The organism is Faecalibacterium hattorii, from assembly GCF_003287455.1.
Lineage (GTDB): Bacteria > Bacillota > Clostridia > Oscillospirales > Ruminococcaceae > Faecalibacterium > Faecalibacterium hattorii.
This window is the reverse complement of the sequence record NZ_PRLC01000001.1, coordinates 108,127-129,395: the sequence shown is the minus strand read 5'-3', so window position 1 is coordinate 129,395 and position 21,269 is coordinate 108,127. Positions and strand designations below refer to the sequence as shown.

Annotated in this window: 20 protein-coding genes; all 20 read left to right on the top strand. The window is 60.3% G+C overall.

Annotated elements, in window-relative coordinates; translation table 11 throughout:
* The first annotated feature begins 3 nt into the window (after positions 1-3).
* The 20 genes from C4N23_RS00730 to secF all read left to right on the top strand — a co-directional run bounded on the left by C4N23_RS00730 (position 4) and on the right by secF (position 21,238).
* On the top strand, positions 4-948 hold the full coding sequence (locus tag C4N23_RS00730; RefSeq protein WP_055188185.1) for an RluA family pseudouridine synthase: 945 nt from the start codon (positions 4-6) through the stop codon (positions 946-948).
* Positions 945-1,778 (top strand): HAD hydrolase family protein, encoded by an 834-nt coding sequence (locus C4N23_RS00725; RefSeq protein WP_112143366.1) that lies wholly within the window; start codon positions 945-947, stop codon positions 1,776-1,778. The genes C4N23_RS00730 and C4N23_RS00725 overlap by 4 nt, the downstream gene beginning before the upstream one ends.
* A 70-nt stretch (positions 1,779-1,848) precedes the next feature.
* Positions 1,849-2,202, top strand: coding sequence for a ComEA family DNA-binding protein (locus tag C4N23_RS00720; protein WP_112143364.1), 354 nt, complete (start codon positions 1,849-1,851; stop codon positions 2,200-2,202).
* 26 nt (positions 2,203-2,228) lie between these two features.
* A complete protein-coding gene (gene ppk1 / locus C4N23_RS00715; protein WP_112143362.1) occupies positions 2,229-4,568 on the top strand; it encodes a polyphosphate kinase 1 in 2,340 nt (779 codons plus the stop codon).
* 92 nt (positions 4,569-4,660) lie between these two features.
* Positions 4,661-5,230: a M23 family metallopeptidase gene (locus C4N23_RS00710; RefSeq protein ID WP_112143360.1), complete on the top strand. Its 570-nt coding sequence runs from the start codon at positions 4,661-4,663 to the stop codon at positions 5,228-5,230.
* Positions 5,227-5,715 carry a site-2 protease family protein gene (locus C4N23_RS00705; RefSeq protein ID WP_112143358.1) on the top strand — a complete coding sequence of 163 codons (489 nt, stop codon included), beginning with the start codon at positions 5,227-5,229 and terminating at the stop codon, positions 5,713-5,715. Before C4N23_RS00710 ends, C4N23_RS00705 begins: the two co-directional genes overlap by 4 nt.
* 39 nt (positions 5,716-5,754) lie before the next feature.
* Positions 5,755-7,620 (top strand): TIGR03960 family B12-binding radical SAM protein, encoded by a 1,866-nt coding sequence (locus tag C4N23_RS00700; RefSeq protein ID WP_112143356.1) that lies wholly within the window; start codon positions 5,755-5,757, stop codon positions 7,618-7,620.
* On the top strand, positions 7,595-8,239 hold the full coding sequence (locus C4N23_RS00695) for a TIGR03936 family radical SAM-associated protein (protein WP_112143354.1): 645 nt from the start codon (positions 7,595-7,597) through the stop codon (positions 8,237-8,239). The genes C4N23_RS00700 and C4N23_RS00695 overlap by 26 nt, the downstream gene beginning before the upstream one ends.
* Positions 8,240-8,456: 217 nt before the next feature.
* Entirely contained in the window at positions 8,457-8,798 is a 342-nt protein-coding gene (gene rplS, locus C4N23_RS00690; RefSeq protein WP_055188169.1) for a 50S ribosomal protein L19, read from the top strand.
* 100 nt (positions 8,799-8,898) lie between these two features.
* Positions 8,899-9,453 (top strand): signal peptidase I, encoded by a 555-nt coding sequence (gene lepB, locus C4N23_RS00685; RefSeq protein ID WP_097838658.1) that lies wholly within the window; start codon positions 8,899-8,901, stop codon positions 9,451-9,453.
* Positions 9,450-10,373 carry a ribosome biogenesis GTPase YlqF gene (gene ylqF, locus C4N23_RS00680; protein WP_112143352.1) on the top strand — a complete coding sequence of 308 codons (924 nt, stop codon included), beginning with the start codon at positions 9,450-9,452 and terminating at the stop codon, positions 10,371-10,373. Before lepB ends, ylqF begins: the two co-directional genes overlap by 4 nt.
* Positions 10,370-11,014, top strand: coding sequence for a ribonuclease HII (locus C4N23_RS00675; protein ID WP_112143350.1), 645 nt, complete (start codon positions 10,370-10,372; stop codon positions 11,012-11,014). Before ylqF ends, C4N23_RS00675 begins: the two co-directional genes overlap by 4 nt.
* Complete coding sequence (locus C4N23_RS00670; RefSeq protein ID WP_112143348.1) at positions 11,014-11,376, top strand: YraN family protein; 363 nt, start codon at positions 11,014-11,016, stop codon at positions 11,374-11,376. Before C4N23_RS00675 ends, C4N23_RS00670 begins: the two co-directional genes overlap by 1 nt.
* A gap of 96 nt (positions 11,377-11,472) precedes the next feature.
* Positions 11,473-12,933, top strand: coding sequence for a threonine synthase (gene thrC / locus C4N23_RS00665; RefSeq protein WP_112143346.1), 1,461 nt, complete (start codon positions 11,473-11,475; stop codon positions 12,931-12,933).
* Positions 12,934-12,959: 26 nt separating this feature from the next.
* Positions 12,960-13,643, top strand: coding sequence for a metallophosphoesterase (locus C4N23_RS00660; RefSeq protein ID WP_112143344.1), 684 nt, complete (start codon positions 12,960-12,962; stop codon positions 13,641-13,643).
* Between the two features lie 212 nt (positions 13,644-13,855).
* Positions 13,856-15,172: a trigger factor gene (gene tig / locus C4N23_RS00655; protein ID WP_112143342.1), complete on the top strand. Its 1,317-nt coding sequence runs from the start codon at positions 13,856-13,858 to the stop codon at positions 15,170-15,172.
* 148 nt (positions 15,173-15,320) lie between these two features.
* Positions 15,321-15,920 (top strand): ATP-dependent Clp protease proteolytic subunit, encoded by a 600-nt coding sequence (locus C4N23_RS00650; protein ID WP_055188153.1) that lies wholly within the window; start codon positions 15,321-15,323, stop codon positions 15,918-15,920.
* A 76-nt stretch (positions 15,921-15,996) separates the two neighbouring features.
* A complete protein-coding gene (clpX, locus tag C4N23_RS00645) occupies positions 15,997-17,322 on the top strand; it encodes an ATP-dependent Clp protease ATP-binding subunit ClpX (RefSeq protein ID WP_112143340.1) in 1,326 nt (441 codons plus the stop codon).
* 216 nt (positions 17,323-17,538) lie between these two features.
* Positions 17,539-18,819: an aspartate aminotransferase type Ic gene (locus C4N23_RS00640; protein WP_112143338.1), complete on the top strand. Its 1,281-nt coding sequence runs from the start codon at positions 17,539-17,541 to the stop codon at positions 18,817-18,819.
* Between the two features lie 85 nt (positions 18,820-18,904).
* Positions 18,905-21,238: a protein translocase subunit SecF gene (gene secF / locus C4N23_RS00635; RefSeq protein ID WP_112143336.1), complete on the top strand. Its 2,334-nt coding sequence runs from the start codon at positions 18,905-18,907 to the stop codon at positions 21,236-21,238.
* The last annotated feature ends 31 nt before the right edge of the window (positions 21,239-21,269 follow it).

Here is a 21,269-nt window from a genome sequence, read left to right as displayed (position 1 = left end):
CCCATGGAACAGCGTGAATTTATCGTCGAAGCCGAGGGTGCGGGCCAGCGCATCGACCGCTTTCTGAGCGGCGAGGACACCGGCCTCTCCCGCAGTGCGCTGCAAGCCCTTGTGGCCGAAGGTCATGTGCTGTGCAACGGCAAGGCCCCGGCCAAGAGCCTGAAGCTCAAGGCGGGGGATGTCATCCTGATGGAGATCCCGGACGCAAGGCCCATCGAGGCTGTGCCGCAGGAGATCCCGCTGGACATTGTTTACGAGGATGCGCATCTTCTGGTGGTGAACAAGCCCAAGGGCATGGTGGTCCACCCGGCCCCCGGCAACCCGGACGGTACCCTTGTCAATGCGCTGCTGTGGCACTGCAAGGGGAGCCTTTCCGGCATCGGCGGCGAGATCCGCCCCGGCATCGTCCACCGCATCGACAAGGACACCAGCGGCCTTCTCGTGGTGGCGAAGGACGACGCCACCCACATCGGCCTGTCGCAGCAGATGGCGGTCCACAGCGTCGAGCGGGCCTACAACACCATCGTCTACGGCGGCTTTGCGCAGGACGAGGGCTTCGTGGAATCGAACCTCGGCCGCTCCAAGACCGACCGGAAGAAGATGGCCGTCTACCCGTCCACCGAGCCCCACACCAAGTACGCCTACACCGGCTACAAGGTGCTGGAGCGGCTGGGCGAGTTCACGATGCTGGAGTGCCGCCTGAAAACAGGCCGCACCCACCAGATCCGCGTCCACATGGCGTCCATCCATCACCCGGTGGCGGGCGACCCCGTCTACGGCCCCCACAACTGCATCACAAGCCTCCACGGCCAGTGTCTGCACGCCAAAACGCTGGGCTTCATCCACCCCATCACGGGGGAGCATCTGCGGTTCGATTCCGAACTGCCGGATTACTTCACCCGCTTTCTGACCACGCTCCGTCAGCGCACAGGAGGAAACAACGAATGAGCAATTCCATCGAAAATACATTGGTCCTCTGCGATCTGGACAATCTGCTGCTGAATGCCGAGGGCAATCTGCCCCAGCTCCACCGGGATGTGCTGCAATTGTTTGCCAGCCGCGGCGGCAAGCTGACCGTCTACTCCCAGCGGTCGCCGAAAGTCGTGCGTTCTCTGCTGGGCGGAGTGCGGCTCAGTGCACCTGCGCTGGTCTGCGGCGGCATTCTGGCCTATAATTTTGCGGAGGGCAGCGGCACGGCGCTGTGCAGCTTTGCCGGGATGGAAGATTCCGTCCTGAAGGTTCTGCCCGCTGCGCCCGGCATCGGCATCGCGTTCCAGATGCGGGACGGCACTACCCGCGTGGTGCGGATGAGCGAAGCGCTGGAAGCCCACCTGCGGCAGGAGTGGACCAGCTTCGTGCTGAGCAACGCGGCGGATGTCAGGGGCGAGGAGGTTCTGCGCATCCTGTTCTATCAGGACAAAAAGCAGGTGCCCCTGACCGCTCTGCTGGAAAAAACGCTGGGTGAAGCGACCGTGACCCTCCGCGCCGAGCGGATGGCCCCGGATGTGGTGGCCCTGCTGCCGGGCGGTGTGTCCGGCACGGCTATGCTGAACGCTGTCTGCCCGCCCGCTGGCTACTCTGCCGAGCAGCTGACCGTTCTGGCAGACTGCACCCAGATGACCGAGCTGGTCCAACTGGCGGGGAACAGCGTCGTCCCCGCCGACGCCCCGGCAGAGCTGCGCCTTGCCGCCAAGCAGACGACCCTCACCGACCACGATGCCGGTGCGGCGGCGGAACTGCTGTACGGCATGGTGCGTGCGGCCGAAAAGTTCGCGTAACGTAAAGATTTTGTAAGCTCCTTGTATACTTTGTGCAGGGGGCTTTCTTTTTGGAGGAAAGTCGGGTACAATGGGAGAAACCAGTTCTCAGAAAGCCGGAAAGCGGCACGAGCGGGTATTTCTGCTCTGCGCCGTGTTGGCGGCGGCCCTGTGCGTGGCGCTGGCCTTCTGGTATGCGCCGCCCAAGGCAAAGTCAGACCCCGCGCCCCAGACGCCGCTGCTCCAATCGCTCCGGGTGGATCTGAACACTGCCGACTTCGAAACGCTCTGCATCCTGCCGGGCGTAGGCGAAAAGCGGGCACAGGCGATCCTCGACTACCGTGAGGCGCATGGCCCCTTCCGGCGGGTCGAGGATGCCGCCGCGGTGCCGGGCCTGACCGAAAACATGGTGGCGTCGTGGGCAGAGCTGGCCTATGTGAGCTGAACAAACCCAGAAAAAGGGGAGTAACTATGAAAGAGGATTCGATTTTCATCAACCGCGAATTGAGCTGGTTGGATTTCAACCGCCGGGTGCTCGTGCTGGGCAAGGATAAGAATGTCCCGCTGGCGGAGCAGCTCAAGTTCCTTGCGATCTATGGCTCCAATCTCGACGAGTTCTTCATGGTGCGCGTGGGTTCGCTCCAAGAGCGGGCCAGCCTGATGCGCGCCAAAAAGGAGCGGGACAAGCGCGAGAACAAGACGAACATGACCGCCGAGGAGCAGTTGGCCGCCATCATGCCCAAGACGGCTCATCTGCAGGAGGACTGCGACAAATACTATGAGAAGGCGCTGGAAAATCTGGCGGCGTGCGGCTACAAAAAGGTGGACTTCGATGCTCTTTCCAAGGAGGAGGAGCATTTCTGGAAGAAGTATTTCCAGAGCGAATTGTTCCCCATCCTCAGCCCGCAGATCGTGGACAGCCGCCACCCGTTCCCGTTTTTGCGCAATAAGGAGATCTACCTCGGCGTCCTGCTCAAGGAAAAAGAGGGCCAGAGCCTTGGCATGATCCCCATTTCCAGCCAGATGGAGCGGCTGCAGCTTGTCCGCCGGGATGGCCACACCGAGTTCGCCCTCACCGAGGAGCTGGTGCTGCACTATGCGGCCCTCATCTTCGGCAAGGATGCTGTGCAGGAAAAATGCCTTTTCCGCGTCACCCGCAACGCCGACATCGACGTGAAAGAGGGGATGATGGACCATGACATCGACTACCGTGAGATCATGGCCGATCTGCTCAAGCGCCGCCGCAAGCTGGCGGCTGTCCGTCTGCAGGTCACGCCGACGGCCCCGCAGGAGATCGTCCGCATCCTCTGCGGCAAGCTGGAACTGACGCACAAGCGTGTGTTTGCCCAGAAGAGTCCGCTGGACCTGAGCTTCTTCTATAAGCTCACCGGCAAGATGGAGGCCGACGGCCACCCGGAGCTGTTCTACCCCTCGGCCCGGCCCATGCTGCCGCCGCCGGAGTACGACCTCGCCGCCGAGGTGCAGAAGCACGATGTGCTGCTCAGCTATCCGTACCAGTCCATCCGGCCTTTCATCGCGATGCTGAAAAAGGCCGCGCAGGACCCGGACGTCATCTCCATCAAGATGACCCTGTACCGGATGGCGCGGGAGTCCCAGATCGTACAGGCCCTGATGGAAGCAGCCGAAAATGGCAAGGAAGTTGTGGCGCTGGTGGAGCTGCGCGCCCGCTTTGACGAACAGAACAACATCGACTGGTCGAAGCAGCTGGAGGAAGCGGGCTGTACCGTGCTGTATGGCTTCGAGGATTACAAGGTCCACTCCAAGCTGACCCTCATCACCAAAAAGAGTGCGCAGGGCTACAGCTATATCACCCAGATCGGCACCGGCAACTACAACGAAAAGACCAGCGAACTCTACACCGATTACTCCTTCATCACCGCTGACCACGGCATCGGCGAGGAGGCGTCCAACGTCTTCCAGAATCTCGCCGTGCAGAAACTGACGGAGACCAGCGAAAAAATGCTGGTGGCCCCGCTGCGGTTCAAGAGCGTCCTGCTGGACGAGATGGACCGGGTCATCACCGCCGCCCGTCTGGGCCGCCCGGCGTCCATGATCCTGAAGAACAACTCCATCTCGGATCGTGACATCATCCTGAAATTGCAGGAAGCAAGCTGCGCCGGGGTCCGCATCGATATGATCGTCCGCGGTATCTGCTGCGTCCGTGCCGAGGTGCCGGGCAAGACCGAGAATCTTCACATCCGCAGCCTTGTGGGCCGCTACTTGGAGCATGGCCGCATTTACAGCTTCTACGACGGCACCGAGACCCGCATCTATATCGCCTCCGGCGACTTCCTCACCCGCAACACAGAGTGCCGCGTGGAGGTGGGCGTCCGGGTGGAAGACCCCATTCTCATCCAGAAGCTCAGCGATATTTTGCAGCTCCAGCTGCGGGATAACGTCAACGCCCGCGAGATGCGGGCCGACGGCAGTTACCAGAAGGTGAAATCCGCCCCCGGCGAAGAACTGGTCAACGGCCAGATGGATATGTACGACCTGCTGAAGGACGATTGGACCCGCCACGATACCGAGGCTTCCAAAGCCGTGACGCAGCCCCAGCCGAAGCAGCCGGAAGCTCCTGCCGCCCCCAAGGCCCCGGAGACGCCCCAGATACCGCCCAAGCCGGAAGCAAATCCGAAGCCGGCTCCGGCCCCCGAAGCGCCGCAGCCTGTGCCGCCCGCCCCGGAAAAGCCGCACCCTGTGGCCCAAAGCCCGGCACCGCACACGGAATCGCACGGGCGTCAGAGCTTTTTTGAGCGGATCCACAACTGGTTCCGCCCCAGAAGAAGATAAGGAAACCGACACCCGCAGGGAGACTTGCGGGTGTTTTTGCGTTCTCAGCTGCCTTGCCGCAGCATACACTGTTCCGACGGAGGAACAAGACGATGCAGAGAAAAACAGGACGAGCCGGGGTGTTGAAAATCATTCGAAGGGGCGCAGCGGTGGGGATATTAGCGGCGCTGCTCTTTGGGCTGCTGGCGGGGGTCATGCTTCCGGCCTGTGCGAAAGCGGCGCAGCGGGCCCCGGCGGGAACATCGCTCAAGGTGGCCAAGCCCACGCAGGCGCTGACTTTCCCGCTGGCGGGGAGCTGCTGGCTTTCGGATGCCTACGGCTGGCGGGAAGACCCCTTCACCGGAGACGAGACCTTCCACCGGGGCGTGGACCTTGCCTGTGCAGAGGGAACCCCGGTGTTGGCGGCGCTGGCGGGCACCGTGACCGCCGCCCGCCGCAGCGCGACCTACGGCAACTACCTCTGCCTTTCCCACGCCGACGGGCAGGAAACGATCTATGCCCATATGCAGTATCTCTACGTCCGGGCCGGGGAAGTCGTCCGGGCGGGGGAGTGCCTCGGCACCGCCGGGCAGACGGGCCGGGCGACGGGGCCGCACCTGCACTTTGAATTTTTGACGCAGGGTGTCCGGCAGAACCCCGCCGCCGCCCTTCCTCTGCCATGAAGCGGACGCTCCGCGCCGGGCCGTTTGTGTTCCGGGACCCGGTACTGCTCTGCGGCATCTTGTATGGGCTGCTCTGGTTCGACGCGAGTGGTTTTCTGCGCATCGGGCTGTGGGCGGCGTTCCTCCACGAATGCGGGCATGTGGCGGCGTATCTTGCCATGCTCCATGAGATGCCAACGTTGGAAGTGAACATGACCGGCTTTTGTATGCGCACCCGCGGCAAAGCTCTGATGCCGCAGCAGACCTTCTGGCTGGCGGCGGCAGGCCCGCTGACGAACGCCCTACTGGCGGCGCTCTGGGCCGGGAAACTGTCCGATGCCGCCACCATCCGGGGCAGCGCTTTTCTCGCCGCAAACCTTCTGACCGGGGCGTTCAACCTTCTGCCCATCCCGCCGCTGGATGGGGCACAGATGGCGGCGGCGCTGTGGGAGCTGGCACACCGCAAAAAGAAGGATTGCAATTCCCCGCGAAATCAGGTAAAATAAAAAGGTTCAAGAATAATGTTCTGTCAATGGAGGAACCTGATGTTTGATCCGAAACTGAAGGAAGCGCTGGGCCGGGTGCAGAAGCCGGGCCGTTATACGGGCGGCGAGCCGGGCAGCGTATATAAAGAGAAGGAAAAGATGGATGTCCGGTTTGCGTTCTGCTTCCCGGATACCTACGAGGTGGGCATGTCCTTCCTCGGCGAAAAGATCCTGTACGAGCTGCTCAACAGCCATGAAAACTGGTGGTGCGAGCGCGCATTCATGCCGTGGCTGGATATGAAGGCCGAGATGGAGCGGTTGGATCTGCCCCTTTACACCATGGAGAGCAAGGACCCGCTGACCGCTTTTGATGCGGTGGGCTTTACGCTGCAATACGAGCTTTCCTACACCAACATTCTGGCCATGCTGGACCTTGCGCACATCCCGTTCTACGCCAAGGACCGCGATGAAAGCTGGCCGCTGATCGTGGCGGGCGGCCCCTGCGCGTGCAACTCGGAACCCATTGCGGACTTCTTCGACGTCATCCAGCTGGGTGAGGGCGAGAACCAACTGCCCGGCATCTGCGCCGAGATCGAGAAGGCGAAAAAAGAGGGCGGCGTTCCCAAAAAGGAACTGCTGCGGCGCATCGCGAAGATCCCCGGCATCTATATCCCGGCCTTTTATGATGTGGACTATTACGAGGACGGCCGGGTGAAGTCCATCACCCCCAACGAGCCGGGCATCCCGGCAGTGATCACCAAGGCCATCATCAAGGATCTGAACGATTTTGCGCCCCCGACGAACTTCGTTGTGCCGATGGTGGGTGCCATTCAGGATCGCGCCAGCATCGAGGTGCTGCGCGGCTGCGTGCGCGGCTGCCGGTTCTGTCAGGCGGGTTTCCTGTACCGCCCCATGCGCCAGCGGGACGCGAACCTGCTGAACAAGGCTGCGCAGGACCTGTGCGCCAATACCGGCTATGAGGAGCTGAGCCTTTCCAGCCTGTCCACCTCCGACCACAGCCAGCTCGAAGAGCTGCTGGACGATTTGAACGAGTGGGCCCCGGAAGAGCACGTCAGCCTGTCGCTGCCCTCTCTGCGAATGGACAACTTCTCCCAGAGCCTTATCGAAAAAACCACCAAGGTGCGCAAGAGCGGCCTGACCTTTGCCGCCGAGGCAGGCACCCAGCGTCTGCGCGACGTCATCAACAAGAACGTTACGTGGGACGAGATCGAAAAGACCTGCTCCATCGCCTTTGCCAACGGCTATTCGTCGGTCAAGCTCTACTTCATGATGGGCCTTCCCACCGAGACGATGGAGGACATCGAGGGCATTGCCGAAACGGCCCAGAAAGTCGTGGACCTGTACTACAACACCCCCCACGCCAAGGGCCGCGGCGTGCAGGTGACCATCAGCTGCTCCTGCTTTGTCCCCAAGCCCCACACCCCCTTCCAGTTCGTGCCCATGGACACCGAGGAGATGCTGCGTGAAAAGCAGAAGCATCTGGTGGAGTGTGCCCGCGCCCGCAGCCGGAAGATCAAGGTCAACTACCACGACAGCAAGACCAGCTTCCTTGAGGGCGTCTTCGCCAAGGGCGACCGCCGCTTGGCTCCGGTCATCCTCGAAGCCTACAAGCGCGGCTGCTACTTCGACGGCTGGGACGAGTGCTTCCGGTATGACACGTGGATGCAGACCTTCGAAGACCTCGGCGTGGATCCGTTCTTCTACTGCCAGCGCCCCATCGGGCTGGACGAAGTGACCCCGTGGAGCCACATGGATTACGGCGTGACCCACGAGTATCTGGTGCGCGAGTACCAGAAGGCCCTTGCAGCCCAGACCACCCAGCCCTGCAACCGCGCATGCCACGGCTGCGGTGCCAATCATCTGTTAGGAGGTCCCTGCTTTGATTACAGTCAGAATCTCGTTTGAAAAGAAAAATGAGGCCTCCTACATCTCGCTGCTGGACATGCAGCGGGTGATGCAGCGGATCCTCAAGCGCAGCGGGCTGCCGGTGTGGCATACGCTGGGCTTCAACCCCCATATCTATATGACCTTCGCCTGTCCGCTTTCGCTGGGGCAGGAGAGCGAGTGCGAGTGTGTGGACGTCAAGACCGAAGCGGAACAGCCCGATTTTGAGCATTGGAAGACGGCCCTCAATGCCATCATGCCCGCCGGCATCGTGGTCACCAAAGTGGCCCCGGTGGAGATGAAAGCCGACCTCATCGCCTATGCGTGCTATGAGATCAGCTACCCGGCCGCCGAAGCGGAAAAGCTGGCGCAGTACAACGCGCTGGAAAGCGTTCCGGTGGAGAAAAAGAGCAAGCGGAACACCAAGACCGTGGAGCTGAAGGAGCATATCCCCGCGCTGGAATTGACGGAAGCGGGGGAGCGGGTGCGGTTTGAGATCTGTCTGCCCGCTTCGCAGGATCTGACCCTGAACCCCTCGCTTTTGACGGCGGCGCTGGAAGAGCACCTCGGTGTCCCGGCGGCAGCGGCCAACATCCTGCGCACGAAGTTCCTGACCGCTGAAAAGACGCTTTTCGCCTGAGCACCGGGCCGGAAGAACGTCTTTTGGGCAGAACGGAAAAATTTTGGGATAATTTTGGGCAAATCGCTTGCATTTGCGGGCGTTTTGTGCTATCCTATTAAGGCGTTAGTGTCCGCTGAAACCACAGCGGGGTTAATGACACAACTCATTAAACGGGCGGTCCTCTGACGGCAAGGAGCCGTGTATGAACGTCTAAAAACAAATGGAGGATTCAAAAATGGACGCACTGAAGATTATTTCCGAAGGCAGCATCAAGGCTGAGAAGCCCCAGTTCAACGTTGGCGACACCGTCCGCGTTGATGTTCGTATCAAGGACGGCGACCGTGAGCGCATTCAGGCCTTTGAGGGCACTGTGATCGCAAAGAAGCACGGCGGCGTTGCTGAGACCTTTACCGTCCGCCGCGTGTCTTATGGCGTTGGCGTCGAGCGTGTCTTCCCCATCAACAGCCCCTTCGTTGAGAAGGTCACTGTTGTCCGCAAGGGCAAGGTCCGCCGCGCAAAGCTGTTCTATCTGCGTGGCCGTACCGGCAAGGCTGCCAAGGTCAAGAGCGATATTTGATGATCCCCGCGTAAACGGGAAGAAAGGGACAACTTGTTGTCCCTTTTTTCTTTATTTGTCGGGTTTGTCCGGCAAACTGGATTGAGAGGTGCATCGGGATATGGAAAAGCAAACGGCGGCGCAGCCCGCAGCGGCCAAGGGCCAAGGAGCATTTGAGTGGTACGAGGCGCTGATCTCGGCTGCGCTGGTGCTGGTGCTGGTCTTTTCGTTCTTTTTCCGGATCATTCAGGTGGACGGCGCGTCCATGGTGCCCACCTTGCAAAACGGCGATAAGCTCATCGTCTGGGGCGCGGGGTACGAACCCCAGCGGGGCGATGTCGTCATCGTGGACAGCTACACGGCCTACGGCAAGCCGCTGGTCAAGCGGGTCATCGCCAAGGGTGGCGACACCATCAGCATCGATTATGCCAGCGGTACCGTCACCGTCAACGGCGAGGTGCTGGACGAAGATTACATTGCCGAGCCGACTTATCTCGGCTACGATGTGGAGTTTCCCTACACCGTGCCGGAGGGCACTGTCTTCGTGATGGGGGACAACCGCAACAATTCGCTGGACAGCCGCTCTTCCTATGTGGGCTGCATCGACGAACGTGATATTCTGGGCAAGGTACTGGTCTGCTTTCTGCCCTTTTCGGATTTTGGAGTGGTAAAATGAACAATCAGGACACCCGGTTTACAAACCAATATAACATCCAGTGGTTCCCCGGCCATATGACCAAGACCCTGCGGATGATGGAGCAGGAGATCCAGCACGTAGACGCCAGCCTCGTGCTGTTGGACGCCCGCATCCCGCTTTCCAGCCTGAACCCGGAGATCGAGCGGATCACGGCCCGGAAACCCAAGCTCTACGCGCTGAACAAGGCCGATCTGGCCGATCCGGCTGTGACGGAGGAGTGGATCCGCTACTTCCGCGCGGCGGATGCGGGCTGCGTCGCCATCAGCGCCAAGCAGAAGGGCGGCGCCAAGGCCGTCCAGACCGCCATCGAAAAAGAGCTGGCGGGCCTTTTGGAGCGCCGTCAGGTGCGCGGCATGGGCGGCGCAAAGACGCAGGTGATGCTCTGCGGCATTCCCAACGTCGGCAAGTCCACCTTCATCAACACCTTTGCGGGCTCGGCCCGCGCCAAAGCCGCCGACCGCCCCGGTGTGACCAAGGGCAAGCAGTGGGTCAGCACCGAAAAGTTTGATCTGCTGGATATGCCCGGCGTGCTCTGGAAAAAGTTCGATTCCAAGACGACGGCCTCCAATCTGGCCTTCATCGGCTCCATCAAGGACGATATCCTTGACGTAGAGGAGCTGGCGATGAACCTGCTGGACGAGGTGCGCCGCAACTACCCCGACTTGGTGGCTCAGCGCTACAAGCTGGACGCCGAGACGCTGGCACTGCCGCCCTACGAGCTGATGGAAGCCATTGGCCGGAAGCGCGGCTTGCTGGTGCGGGGCGGCGAGGTGAACACCGAGCGCTGTGCAGTCATGCTGGTGGATGAGTTCCGCGCCTGCAAGTGGGGCCGCATCTCGCTGGAGCGCCCGCCCCAGCGGGACGACCTCGTGGATTTTGCGGAGGAGGACGACGAATGAAACGGCGCTCCGACGAAGAGATCTCCGCACCTCTCTATGCGTATGACGCCGACGTCCGGGCCCAGTACGGCTGTTTTGCCGGGGTGGACGAAGCCGGGCGCGGCCCGCTGTGCGGCCCCGTCTGCGTGGCGGCGTGCATCCTCGACCCGGAGCATCCGGTCTACGGCATCAACGACTCCAAAAAGCTGACCGAGAAAAAGCGGGAAGCCCTGTTTGACGAGATCGTGGAAAAGGCGCTGGCCTACAAGATCGTGTTCGTGGGGCCGGACATCATCGACCGCGACAACATCCTCAACGCCACCATGGGCGGGATGCGTCAGGCCGTGGAAGGGCTGGACATCGTGCCGAACCTCGTCCTCATTGACGGAAACCGCACTCCGGCCGGGCTGACCATGCCCGCGCAGCCGGTGGTCAAGGGCGACGCCACCAGCGCCAGCATCGGCGCGGCGTCCGTGCTGGCGAAGGTCAGCCGGGACCGCTATATGATGGAGCTGGACAGGCAGTACCCCCAGTATCAGCTTGCAAAGCACAAGGGCTATCCGACCAAGCTCCACTATGAGCTGATCGCGCAGTACGGCATCCAGCCGTTCTACCGCCGCAGCTTCCTTAAAAAGCAGGGCTACTGGCCGGAGGGCAAGTGATGAACCGGGCCGAGATCGGCCGCAGGGGCGAAGCCGTGGCGGCACGCTATTACCAAAAACAGGGCTGTACGCTGCTGGTCCACAATTACCGCGTCAAGATGGGGGAGATCGACCTCATCCTGCGGGAGCCGGACGGTACCATCGTTCTGTGCGAGGTCAAGACCCGCAGCCCGGACCCATTGGCCAGCCCGGCGGAGGCTGTGACCTTAGCCAAGCAGCGCAAACTCATCCGTGCCACAAAATATTATCTCCAGCAGACCGGCCAAAGCGATGAACCCGCCCGTTTTGACGTGGCGGAGGTCACCCCTCTTGACAGCGGGCGCTGGATGGTACATATTATAAAGGGTGCATTTACCGCATAAACGGGGTGCACCGGTGGGAAAAGGCAGAAAATGGCGTTTGCCGCTGCCATCAAAAAAGGGCCATTGTGGGCCCGCGGACGAAAAGGAGCGACGACAATGCAGTTTTTCAGCACGAGAGACCGGAACCGCGTGGTAAGTGCGTCTCAGGCCATTGCACAGGGCCTGTCCGACGAGGGCGGTTTGTTTGTTCCGCAGAGCTTTCCGCAGGTGGATGTCCAAGCGATCTGTGAGTTGGAATACCCCGAAATGGCAGCGGCCATCGTGGGGCAGTACCTGACCGATTATTCACAGCAGTTCCTCGCCGAGGCGGCGAAGGCCACTTATGGGGAAGCCTTCGGCGGCAAGGCAGGGTATCTGGCCCCGGTGTCCGACAGCGTTTATTCGCTGGAGCTGTGGCACGGCCCGACCTGTGCGTTCAAGGATTACGCCCTCCAACTCATGCCGAAGCTTTTGGTGGAGGCAAAAAAGAATCTGAACCGCACAGAGAAGACCCTGATCCTCGTGGCGACCAGCGGCGATACCGGCAAGGCCGCGCTGGACGGTTACCACGACATCCCCGGTGTGGAGATCGCAGTCTTCTTCCCCACGGGCGGCACCAGCGAGATCCAGCGTCTGCAGATGGCAACGCAGGAGGGCGAAAATGTCGCCGTCTACGCCGTGCGTGGCAACTTTGACGATGCCCAGACCGGCGTGAAGCGGGTCTTCGGCGATGGGGCCATCGCGGCAGAGCTGGCAAAGCGGAATATCCGCCTGTCCAGTGCCAATTCGATCAACTGGGGCCGTCTGGTGCCGCAGATCGTCTACTACTTCGCGGCCTATGCCCAGCTGCTCAAAGCCGGAAAGATCGCCTTTGGCGACAAGGTGGACTTCTGCGTCCCCACCGGCAACTTCGGCGACATCCTTGCGGGCTATTATGCCAAGCAGATGGGTCTGCCTGTGGGCAAGCTGGTCTGCGCGTCCAACGAGAACAACGTCTTGACGGACTTCCTCACCACCGGCACGTATGCGGCCAAGCGGGAGTTCTTCAAGACCACTTCGCCCAGCATGGATATTCTGGTCTCGTCGAATCTGGAGCGTCTGCTCTACCACGTCACCGGCAGCGATACCGAGGTGGCCGCGCTGATGAAGAGCCTCGCCGAGACCGGCAGCTACACCGTCCGCCCCGAAACGCTCCGGACCATTCAGGAGAGCTTCGCGTGCGGCTGGAGCAGCGAGGAGCAGGTGGCAGGGGAGATCCGCGCCCGTTACGAACAGGACGGCTACCTCTGCGATACCCACACGGCGGTGGCCTTCCATGTGGCCGCGCAGCACAAGCGGGACGGCGTGCCCATGGTGGTGCTCTCCACCGCATCGCCCTTCAAGTTCCCCCGCAGCGTGCTGGAAGCGCTGGGCCAGACCGCACCGGCCAACGATTTCGAGGCCATGCAGCAGCTGGAAGAGATCACCGGCCGCACCGCACCGGCCAGCTTGTCGGCGCTGCGCCGGAAGGCCGAGCGCTTCAACACCGTCATCGACCCGGAGCAGATCGCACAGGTGGCGCTGAGCTATCAGGCGTGATGCAACGTTAGAACAGGAGTAACAGAATGGCACTTTATGTGCTTGGCGATACCCATCTCTCCCTCGGCGGGTCCAAGCCCATGGACATTTTTCCGGGGTGGGATGGCTACGTGGAGCGGCTGGAGCGCAACTGGCGCAAGCTGATCACCCCGCAGGATACCATCGTGTTGGCGGGGGATATCAGCTGGGCCATGCGCCTGACCGATACCCGCAAGGATTTTGAATTTCTGCAGCAGCTTCCGGGTCAGAAGCTCATCATGAAGGGCAACCACGATTACTGGTGGACTACGGCCAACAAGATGAACGCTTACTTAAAAGCGGAAGGCTTCGATACCCTGCACATCCTGCACAACAACTCCTACGCCGTGGAAGGGTGCGCTCTGTGCGGCACGCGGGGCTGGCTGTTCGATGTGGGGGAACCCCACGACGAAAAGGTGATGAACCGGGAGATCGGGCGGCTGAAAATGAGCTTGGATGCCGCAGAGCCGGGCCTTGAAAAGCTCGTGTTTTTGCATTATCCGCCGGTCTACACCGGCACCAGCGCCCCGGAGATCGTGGCGACGCTGAAGGAATACGGTATCAAGCGCTGTTTCTACGGTCATCTGCACGGCAACGCCATCCGGTATGCAGTGCAGGGGAATGTGGACGGCATCCAATACAAGCTCGTCAGCGCGGATGGGCTGCGTTTCTGCCCGTACCGCATCAATTAAAGGCGGACCGCGCGGGCAAAAAGAACAAAAAGTCAAAATTTGGGCTGGCAATTGTGTCTGGAACGTGCTATAATAAGTTTTGACGCGATTGTTGCACCCAATTGAGCGCGCGCGTCCCCGCATTTCGCAAACAGCTAGGACGCGGTGCGCGGTTGCAGGAGGCGGGTCCACCCGCCCCAACGCAATAGAATTTTTGAGTGGAGGATACACAAATGAATTTCATCAAGTGCGAAAAGCTCGAAAAGAGCATGGCAGAGCTGCAGTTCTCTGTTGACGCTGAGGCCTTCAAGGCTGCAGTTGCCGACGTCTTCAAGAAGGAGGGCAAGAAGTACGCTGTGCCCGGCTTCCGTAAGGGCAAGGCTCCCCGTGCTCTGATCGAGAAGATGTACGGCGCTGATGTCTTTACCTATGACGCCATCAACGAGCTGTTCCCCGAAGCTTACGAGGCAGCCGTCAAGGAAGCTGGCGTTGAGCCTGTTGGCCGCCCGGAGGTCACCGTTGATTCCGCAAGCGAGACCGAGGGTGCTACCCTGACCGTGAAGGTCGCTGTCAAGCCCGAAGTCAAGGTCGGCAATTATTCCGGTCTGACCGTGGAGAAGACGGTCCATACTGTTACCGATGAGGCTGTGGACGCTGAGCTGAAGCGTGTGCAGGAGCGCAATGCCCGTGAGCTGACCCGTGAGGGTGCTGCACAGAACGGCGACATCACCGATATCGACTTCGAGGGCTTCGTCGATGGCGTTGCTTTCGATGGCGGCAAGGCAGAGCACTACAGCCTGACTCTGGGCAGCGGCTCCTTCATCCCCGGCTTCGAGGATCAGATCGTCGGCCATTCCGCTGGCGAGGAGTTCGATGTCAACGTGACCTTCCCCACCGAGTATCAGGCTGCTGAGCTGGCTGGCAAGGAAGCTGTCTTCAAGATCAAGCTGCACGAGGTCAAGTACAAGGAGCTGCCCGCTCTGGACGACGAGCTGGCAAAGGACGTCTCCGAGTACGACACGCTGGACGCTTTCAAGGAGTCCATCCGCAAGAACAATCAGGAGCAGCTCGACAAGCAGGACGATCTGGCGGTTGAGAACGCTCTGGTCGATCAGGTCATCGACGGCATGGAAGCTGAGATCCCTCAGGCTATGTACGATGCCCGCATGGACGAGATGGTCAACGACTTCGCTTTCCGTGTGGAGCAGCAGGGTCTGCGTCTGGAAGACTACCTGAAGTATATGGGCCAGACCGTCGATCAGTTCCGCGCTTCCTTCATGCCGCAGGCTGAGAAGCAGGTTAAGATCCGTCTGGCTCTGGAGGCAGTTGCTGCCGCTGAGAACATCGAGGCTTCCGAGGAGGAAGTTTCCGCTGAGATCAAGCGCATCGCTGACCAGTACAAGATGGAAGAGGATAAGGTCCGTGAGCTGGTCAATGTCGAGGATCTGAAGAAGGATCTGGCCGTCAACAAGGCCATCGACTTCATCAAGAGCCACGCCAACATCGTGGAGAAGGCTGCTGAGGCCGAGAAGACCGAGGACGCTGAGTGATCTCAGCTTCCAAGGCCGCAGTTATGAAACGGCAGCACGCTGTTTTGTAAGCAAAGGTAGTTAAAATTGACCGATACGGCCCTGTTTCTTTTGCCGTATCGGTCAATTTTGCAGATACCATTATTTCGATTTCTAGGAGGCGAACTTTATGAGTTTTGTTCCGTATGTTGTTGAACAGTCGGCACACGGCGAGCGGTCCTATGACATTTTCTCCCGTTTGCTGAACGACCGCATCATCGTGCTGAGCGAGGATGTCAACGATACCACGGCCAGCCTTGTTGTGGCGCAGCTGCTGTATCTGGAAGGGCAGGACCCGGATAAGGATATCAGCCTGTATATCAACAGCCCCGGCGGCTCCATCAGCGCGGGCATGGCCATCCATGACACCATGCGGTATATCAAGTGCGATGTTTCCACCATCTGCATGGGCATGGCTGCTTCCATGGGTGCCTTCCTGCTGGCCAGCGGCACCAAGGGCAAGCGCTTTGCACTGCCCAACGCAGAGATCATGATCCACCAGCCGCTCATTGCAGGCGGCCAGAACGGCGGCCTTTCCGGCCAGACCACGGACATCAAGATCCATGCCGAGCACATGGTCTATATCCGCGACAAGATGAACCGGATGCTCAGCGAGTACACCGGTCAGCCGCTGGAAAAGCTGCAGCTGGATACGGAGCGCGACAACTATATGTCCGCCCAGCAGGCAAAGGAATACGGCCTGATCGATGAGGTCATCACCCACCGCTAAGGAATCGCTGAAACCAATCGGCGCAGCGGGGGAGACCCTTGCTGCGTCAGACGACCCAGAATAAGGAAAAACGGCTATGGCAAACAACAATTCCGGCAGAGATAAAAACGAAAAAGATCTGGTTTGCAGTTTCTGCGGCAAGCATCAGGACGAAGTGGAGCGGATGATCATTGGCCCCGGTGTCAACATCTGCAGCGAGTGCATCGGCCTGTGCTATGACCTGCTCTCGGACAAGCCGGAGCATCCGGGCGCAAACCGCCCGAACCGCGGCGGCGCGAGCCGTGCCCACGTACAGGCGACGGACGGTCTCTCGGTCAACATCCTGACCCCGGAGGAGATCAAGGACGGTCTGGATCAGTACGTCATCGGGCAGGACGAGGCCAAGCGTGTGCTGGCGGTCTCCGTCTACAACCACTACAAGCGCATCCTGAGCGGCAAGGGCTCGGACGTGGAACTGCAGAAGTCCAACGTCCTGCTCCTCGGCCCCTCCGGCGTCGGCAAGACGCTGCTGGCACAGACGCTGGCTAAGATGCTGGGCGTGCCCTTCGCCATCGCGGACGCCACCACCCTCACCGAGGCCGGTTATGTTGGCGAGGACGTGGAGAACATCCTGCTCAAGCTCTTGCAGGCAGCGGATTTCGACGTGCAGAAGGCTCAGATCGGCATCATCTATATCGATGAGATCGACAAGATCACCCGCAAAAGCGAGAACCCTTCCATCACCCGCGATGTGGGCGGCGAGGGCGTGCAGCAGGCGCTGCTGAAGATCTTGGAAGGCACGGTCAGCAATGTCCCGCCGCAGGGCGGCCGCAAGCACCCGCAGCAGGAGTTCATCCAGATCGATACCACCAACATCCTCTTCATCTGCGGCGGTGCCTTTGATGGACTGGACAAGTACATTCAGCGCCGCACCGATAAGTCCGCGCTGGGCTTCGGCAGCTCCCTGAAGGACAACTCCGACGATTTCCAAAAGGCCCTGCTGCGCAAGGTGGAGCCGCACGATCTGGTCAAGTTCGGCCTCATCCCGGAGCTGATCGGCCGTCTGCCGGTCATCACCGTGCTGGACGATCTGGACGAGGATGCACTGGTCCGCGTGCTGAAGGAGCCCCGCAACAGTCTGGTCAAGCAGTACAAAGAGCTGCTGAATATGGACAACGTGGAGCTGGAGATCACCGACGAGGCCCTCCATGCCATCGCCCGCAAGACCATCGAGCGGAAGACCGGTGCCCGTGGTCTGCGCAGCGTGATGGAGAGCATCCTGATGCCCATCATGTACAAAGTCCCCAGCGATGCCACCATCATCCGTGTGACCATCGACGAGGACACCGTGGACGGCGGCGAGCCGAAGCTGGAATACGGCGCGGTCCGCAAACGCTATAAGAACCTGACCTCCCTGAGTTGAGCGCTGCCTTTGCAGCCCGCTTGGGGTGGACGCCCTGCTGAGAGCTTCGGCTTTTAGCAGGGCTTTTTTGAGATATGCTTGTTTTCATGCGGGATATGAGCTATAATATTAAAGTCTGGACGACTGCGGTGGGAACGCTCTCTGGCAGGACTTTCCGGTAAGCCGCTCTCCCGGACACTGTGGGAACAGGAAGTACGATAAAGGAGTGTGTTTTCAATGGCAAATTATTTTGAGATGAACCGCGACGAGCTCGTAGCTGAGCAGGAAAAGCTGAAAGAGCAGTACAAGAAGTTTCAGGATATGCACCTGAAGCTGAACATGGCCCGCGGAAAGCCCGGCCCTCACCAGATGGATCTGGCTATGGGTCTGCTGCAGATGACCGATTACACCACCGACGCCGGCACCGATGCCCGCAACTACGGTGATCTGGAGGGTCTGCACGAAGCCCGCGTTCTGTTCGCGGATATCTTCGGCGTCAAGCCCGAAGAGGTCTTCGTGGGCGGCAACTCCAGCCTGCAGCTGATGTACAACCTCATCAACATCGGCTATGTGTTCGGCTTCCCGGAGTCTCCCTGCCCGTGGTCTCAGGTGGAGAAGCGCAAGTTCCTCTGCCCGGTGCCCGGCTATGACCGCCATTTTGCGATTACCGAGGAGTTCGGTTTTGAGCTCATCAGCGTCCCCATGACCCCCGATGGCCCGGATATGGACATCGTGGAAGATCTGGTGGCCAAGGATGACACCATCAAGGGCATCTGGTGCGTGCCCCAGTATTCCAACCCCGATGGCTACACCTACAGCGATGAGACCATCGAGCGTTTTGCGAAGATGAAGACCGCCGCCCCCGATTTCAAGATCTTCTGGGATGAGGCATACATCGTCCATCACCTGACCGACGAGATCATCGAGACTCCTGTTCTGCTGAACGAGTGCAAGAAGTACGGCACGCAGGATCGCGTTTTCATGTTCACGTCCACCAGTAAGATCACCTTCCCCGGTGCGGGCGTCTCAGCCATTGCCTGCAGCGAGAACTCCATGAAGTATATGTGCAAGCGCTTCTCGGTGATGATCATCAGCTACGACAAGATGAACCAGCTGCGCCATGTCCGCTTCCTGAAGAACAAGGAAGGCGTTCTGGCCCATATGGCAAAGCACCGCCGTCGTCTGGTGCCCTGCTTTGACGCTGTGAAGACTGCTTTCACCGAGGAATTGACGCCCTGCGGCAACATCGCCCACTGGACCAACCCCAAGGGCGGCTACTTTATCAGCCTGTACGTCATGCCCGGCTGCGCAAAGCGGGTGGCGGCCCTCTGCAAAGAGTGCGGCCTGACCCTGACCGGTGCCGGTTCCGCTTACCCCTACCACAAGGACCCGGAGGACTCCCACCTGCGCATTGCGCCGACTTATCCCAGCTTAGATGAAGTGGAGACCGCTTCCGACCTGCTGTGTGTCTGCGTGAAGCTGGCTACGGTGGAAAAGCTGCTGGCGGAAAAGGCGTAAGCATTCCCGTTGTTGAAAATCTCCCCGCGCGGCAGCCGTTGCCGCACGGCGGAGGTTTATTATATTTGGAGGTTTCCCGATTTTTATGAAGACTAAAGGCAAAGCATGGCAGCTTGTTGTCACGGTGCTCCTGATCGCGGCGTTCGTCTACACGGCGTTCTTTGGCGTTGCGGTCAAGTATGGCGATGTGACCAAGACCTACATCAAGGGCGCGCAGGATATCCGCTTCGGCGTGGATATCAAAGGCGGCGTCAACGTGACGTTTGGACCCTCGGACGGCTACGATGCCACCGACGACCAGCTGGACGCCGCGCAGCTCGTCATTGAGAACCGTCTGGTTGCCCTGAATGTGACCGACTACGAGCTGTACGTGGACTATGACTCCGACCGGCTGATCCTCGAATTCCCGTGGCAGTCCGGCGAGACGGATTTCGACCCCGAAGCGGCCATCGAAGAGATCGGCACCACCGCCTATCTGACCTTCCGGGAGGGAAGCAGTGCGGACGGCGAGCTGATCTTGGACGGCTCCATGGTCGAGAGCGCTGCGGCGCAGTATGGCCCGGTGAACGGCAGTTCGTCGGAATACTACGTCGCCCTCAAGTTCACCGATGAAGGTGCCAAAGCCTTTGGTGATGCCACCACCAAGCTCTACCAGAGCAGCGGCACCATCAGCATCTGGCTGGACGATGAGAACGTGAGCACGGCATCCGTCAACGCGGCCATCACCGATGGCTCCGCCATCATCACCAGCTCCGCGGCCAACCCCTTCACGCAGGAGGATGTGGTCAAGATGGCGCGCCAGATCAACTCCGGCTCGCTGCCTTTTGCGCTGACGGTGGACAGCTATTCGACCATCAGCCCCAGCCTCGGTGAGAACAGCCTGAGCGCCATGGTGCTGGCCGGCCTCATTGCCTTTGCCCTCATCGTGGTCCTGATGACGGTGCTGTACCGTCTGCCCGGCTTCCTTGCGTGCATCGCGCTGGCCGGTCAGGTGGCTGCTACGCTGGCCTTTGTCTCCGGTTACTTCTCTGTGTTTGAGAGCTTCACCCTGACGCTGCCCGGCATCGCGGGCATCATCCTTGCCATCGGCATGGGCGTTGACGCCAACGTCATCACGGCCGAGCGCATCAAGGAAGAGCTTCGCAGCGGCAAATCGCTGGACGGTGCCCTCAAGAGCGGCTTTGCCCGCGGTTTGACCCCCATCATCGACGGCAACGTGACCATCGTCATCGTCGCCATCGTCCTGATGGGCGCCTTCGGCCCGTCGGATGGTTTCTTCGCCAAGGCCCTGCACTTTGTGTTCTTTGCCTTTGGTCCGTCCACGGCGGGTACGATCTACGCCTTCGGCTACACGCTGCTCACCGGCGTGCTGCTGAACTTCGTCTTCGGCGTTTTTGCGACCCGCGTGATGATCCGTGGTGCGGCGGCCCTCAAAGCTCTGCGGAACCCGTGGCTCTATGGTGCGGACAAGCCCGGCAAGGAGCCCGCAGAAAAGAAGCCCATCAACTTTGTGGCGCTGCGCAAGCGTTTCCTGACCTTTTCCGCCTGCCTGATGGCGGCTATCCTGCTCTGTGCCGTGGGGTTCGGCGTCCGTCTGGATACCGAGTTCACCGGTGGTGCCATGATCACCCTGAGCTATGAGGGCGAGTTCACCACCTCCGAGGTGCAGAAGACCGCTTCCGCTGCGCTGGGCAGCAATGACCTGACCTTGCAGAGCGGCGAGAACGTCGCCACGGGCGAGCAGACCCTGAAGATCTCGATGCCCGGCAACGAGACCGTGACCACCGATCAGGTGGAAAACCTGCTGGACTCCCTGAACGAGACGTACCCGGACAACGCCTTTGCCCAGCTCTCGCTCAGCAACGTCAGCGCCGCCATGGGCACCAAGTTCCTGCAGAAGAGTCTGGTCGCGGTGGTCTTTGCGCTGATCCTGATCCTGCTGTACATCGGCATCCGCTTCAAGAAGATCGGCGGCCTGACCGGCGGCATGATGGCCGTTCTGGCCCTGCTGAACGACCTGATGGTGGTGTTCGGCACCTTTGTGCTCCTGCGCACCCCGCTGGACGGCAACTTCATTGCGGCCATGCTGACCATTCTGGGCTACTCCATCAACGATACCGTCGTTGTCTATGACCGTATCCGTGAGAACCGCGCGCTGATGGGCAAGAAGACTTCCTTCGAGGAGCTGGTCAACCACTCGGTCAACCAGTCGGCCCGCCGCACCCTCATCACCACCATCACCACCGTGATGGCGCTGGGTGTAATGTGCGTCATCTCCAAGCTCTATGGGCTGGACAGTATCTTCACCTTTGCTTTCCCGCTGATGATGGGTATGGTCAGCGGCGTGTACACTTCGCTGTGCGTTTCCACCTCCGCGTGGGTGCTGTGGAGCGAGCGAAAGGGCAAGAAGAACGCATGATCTTCGCCCGAACTTGACCGTGACCAACATC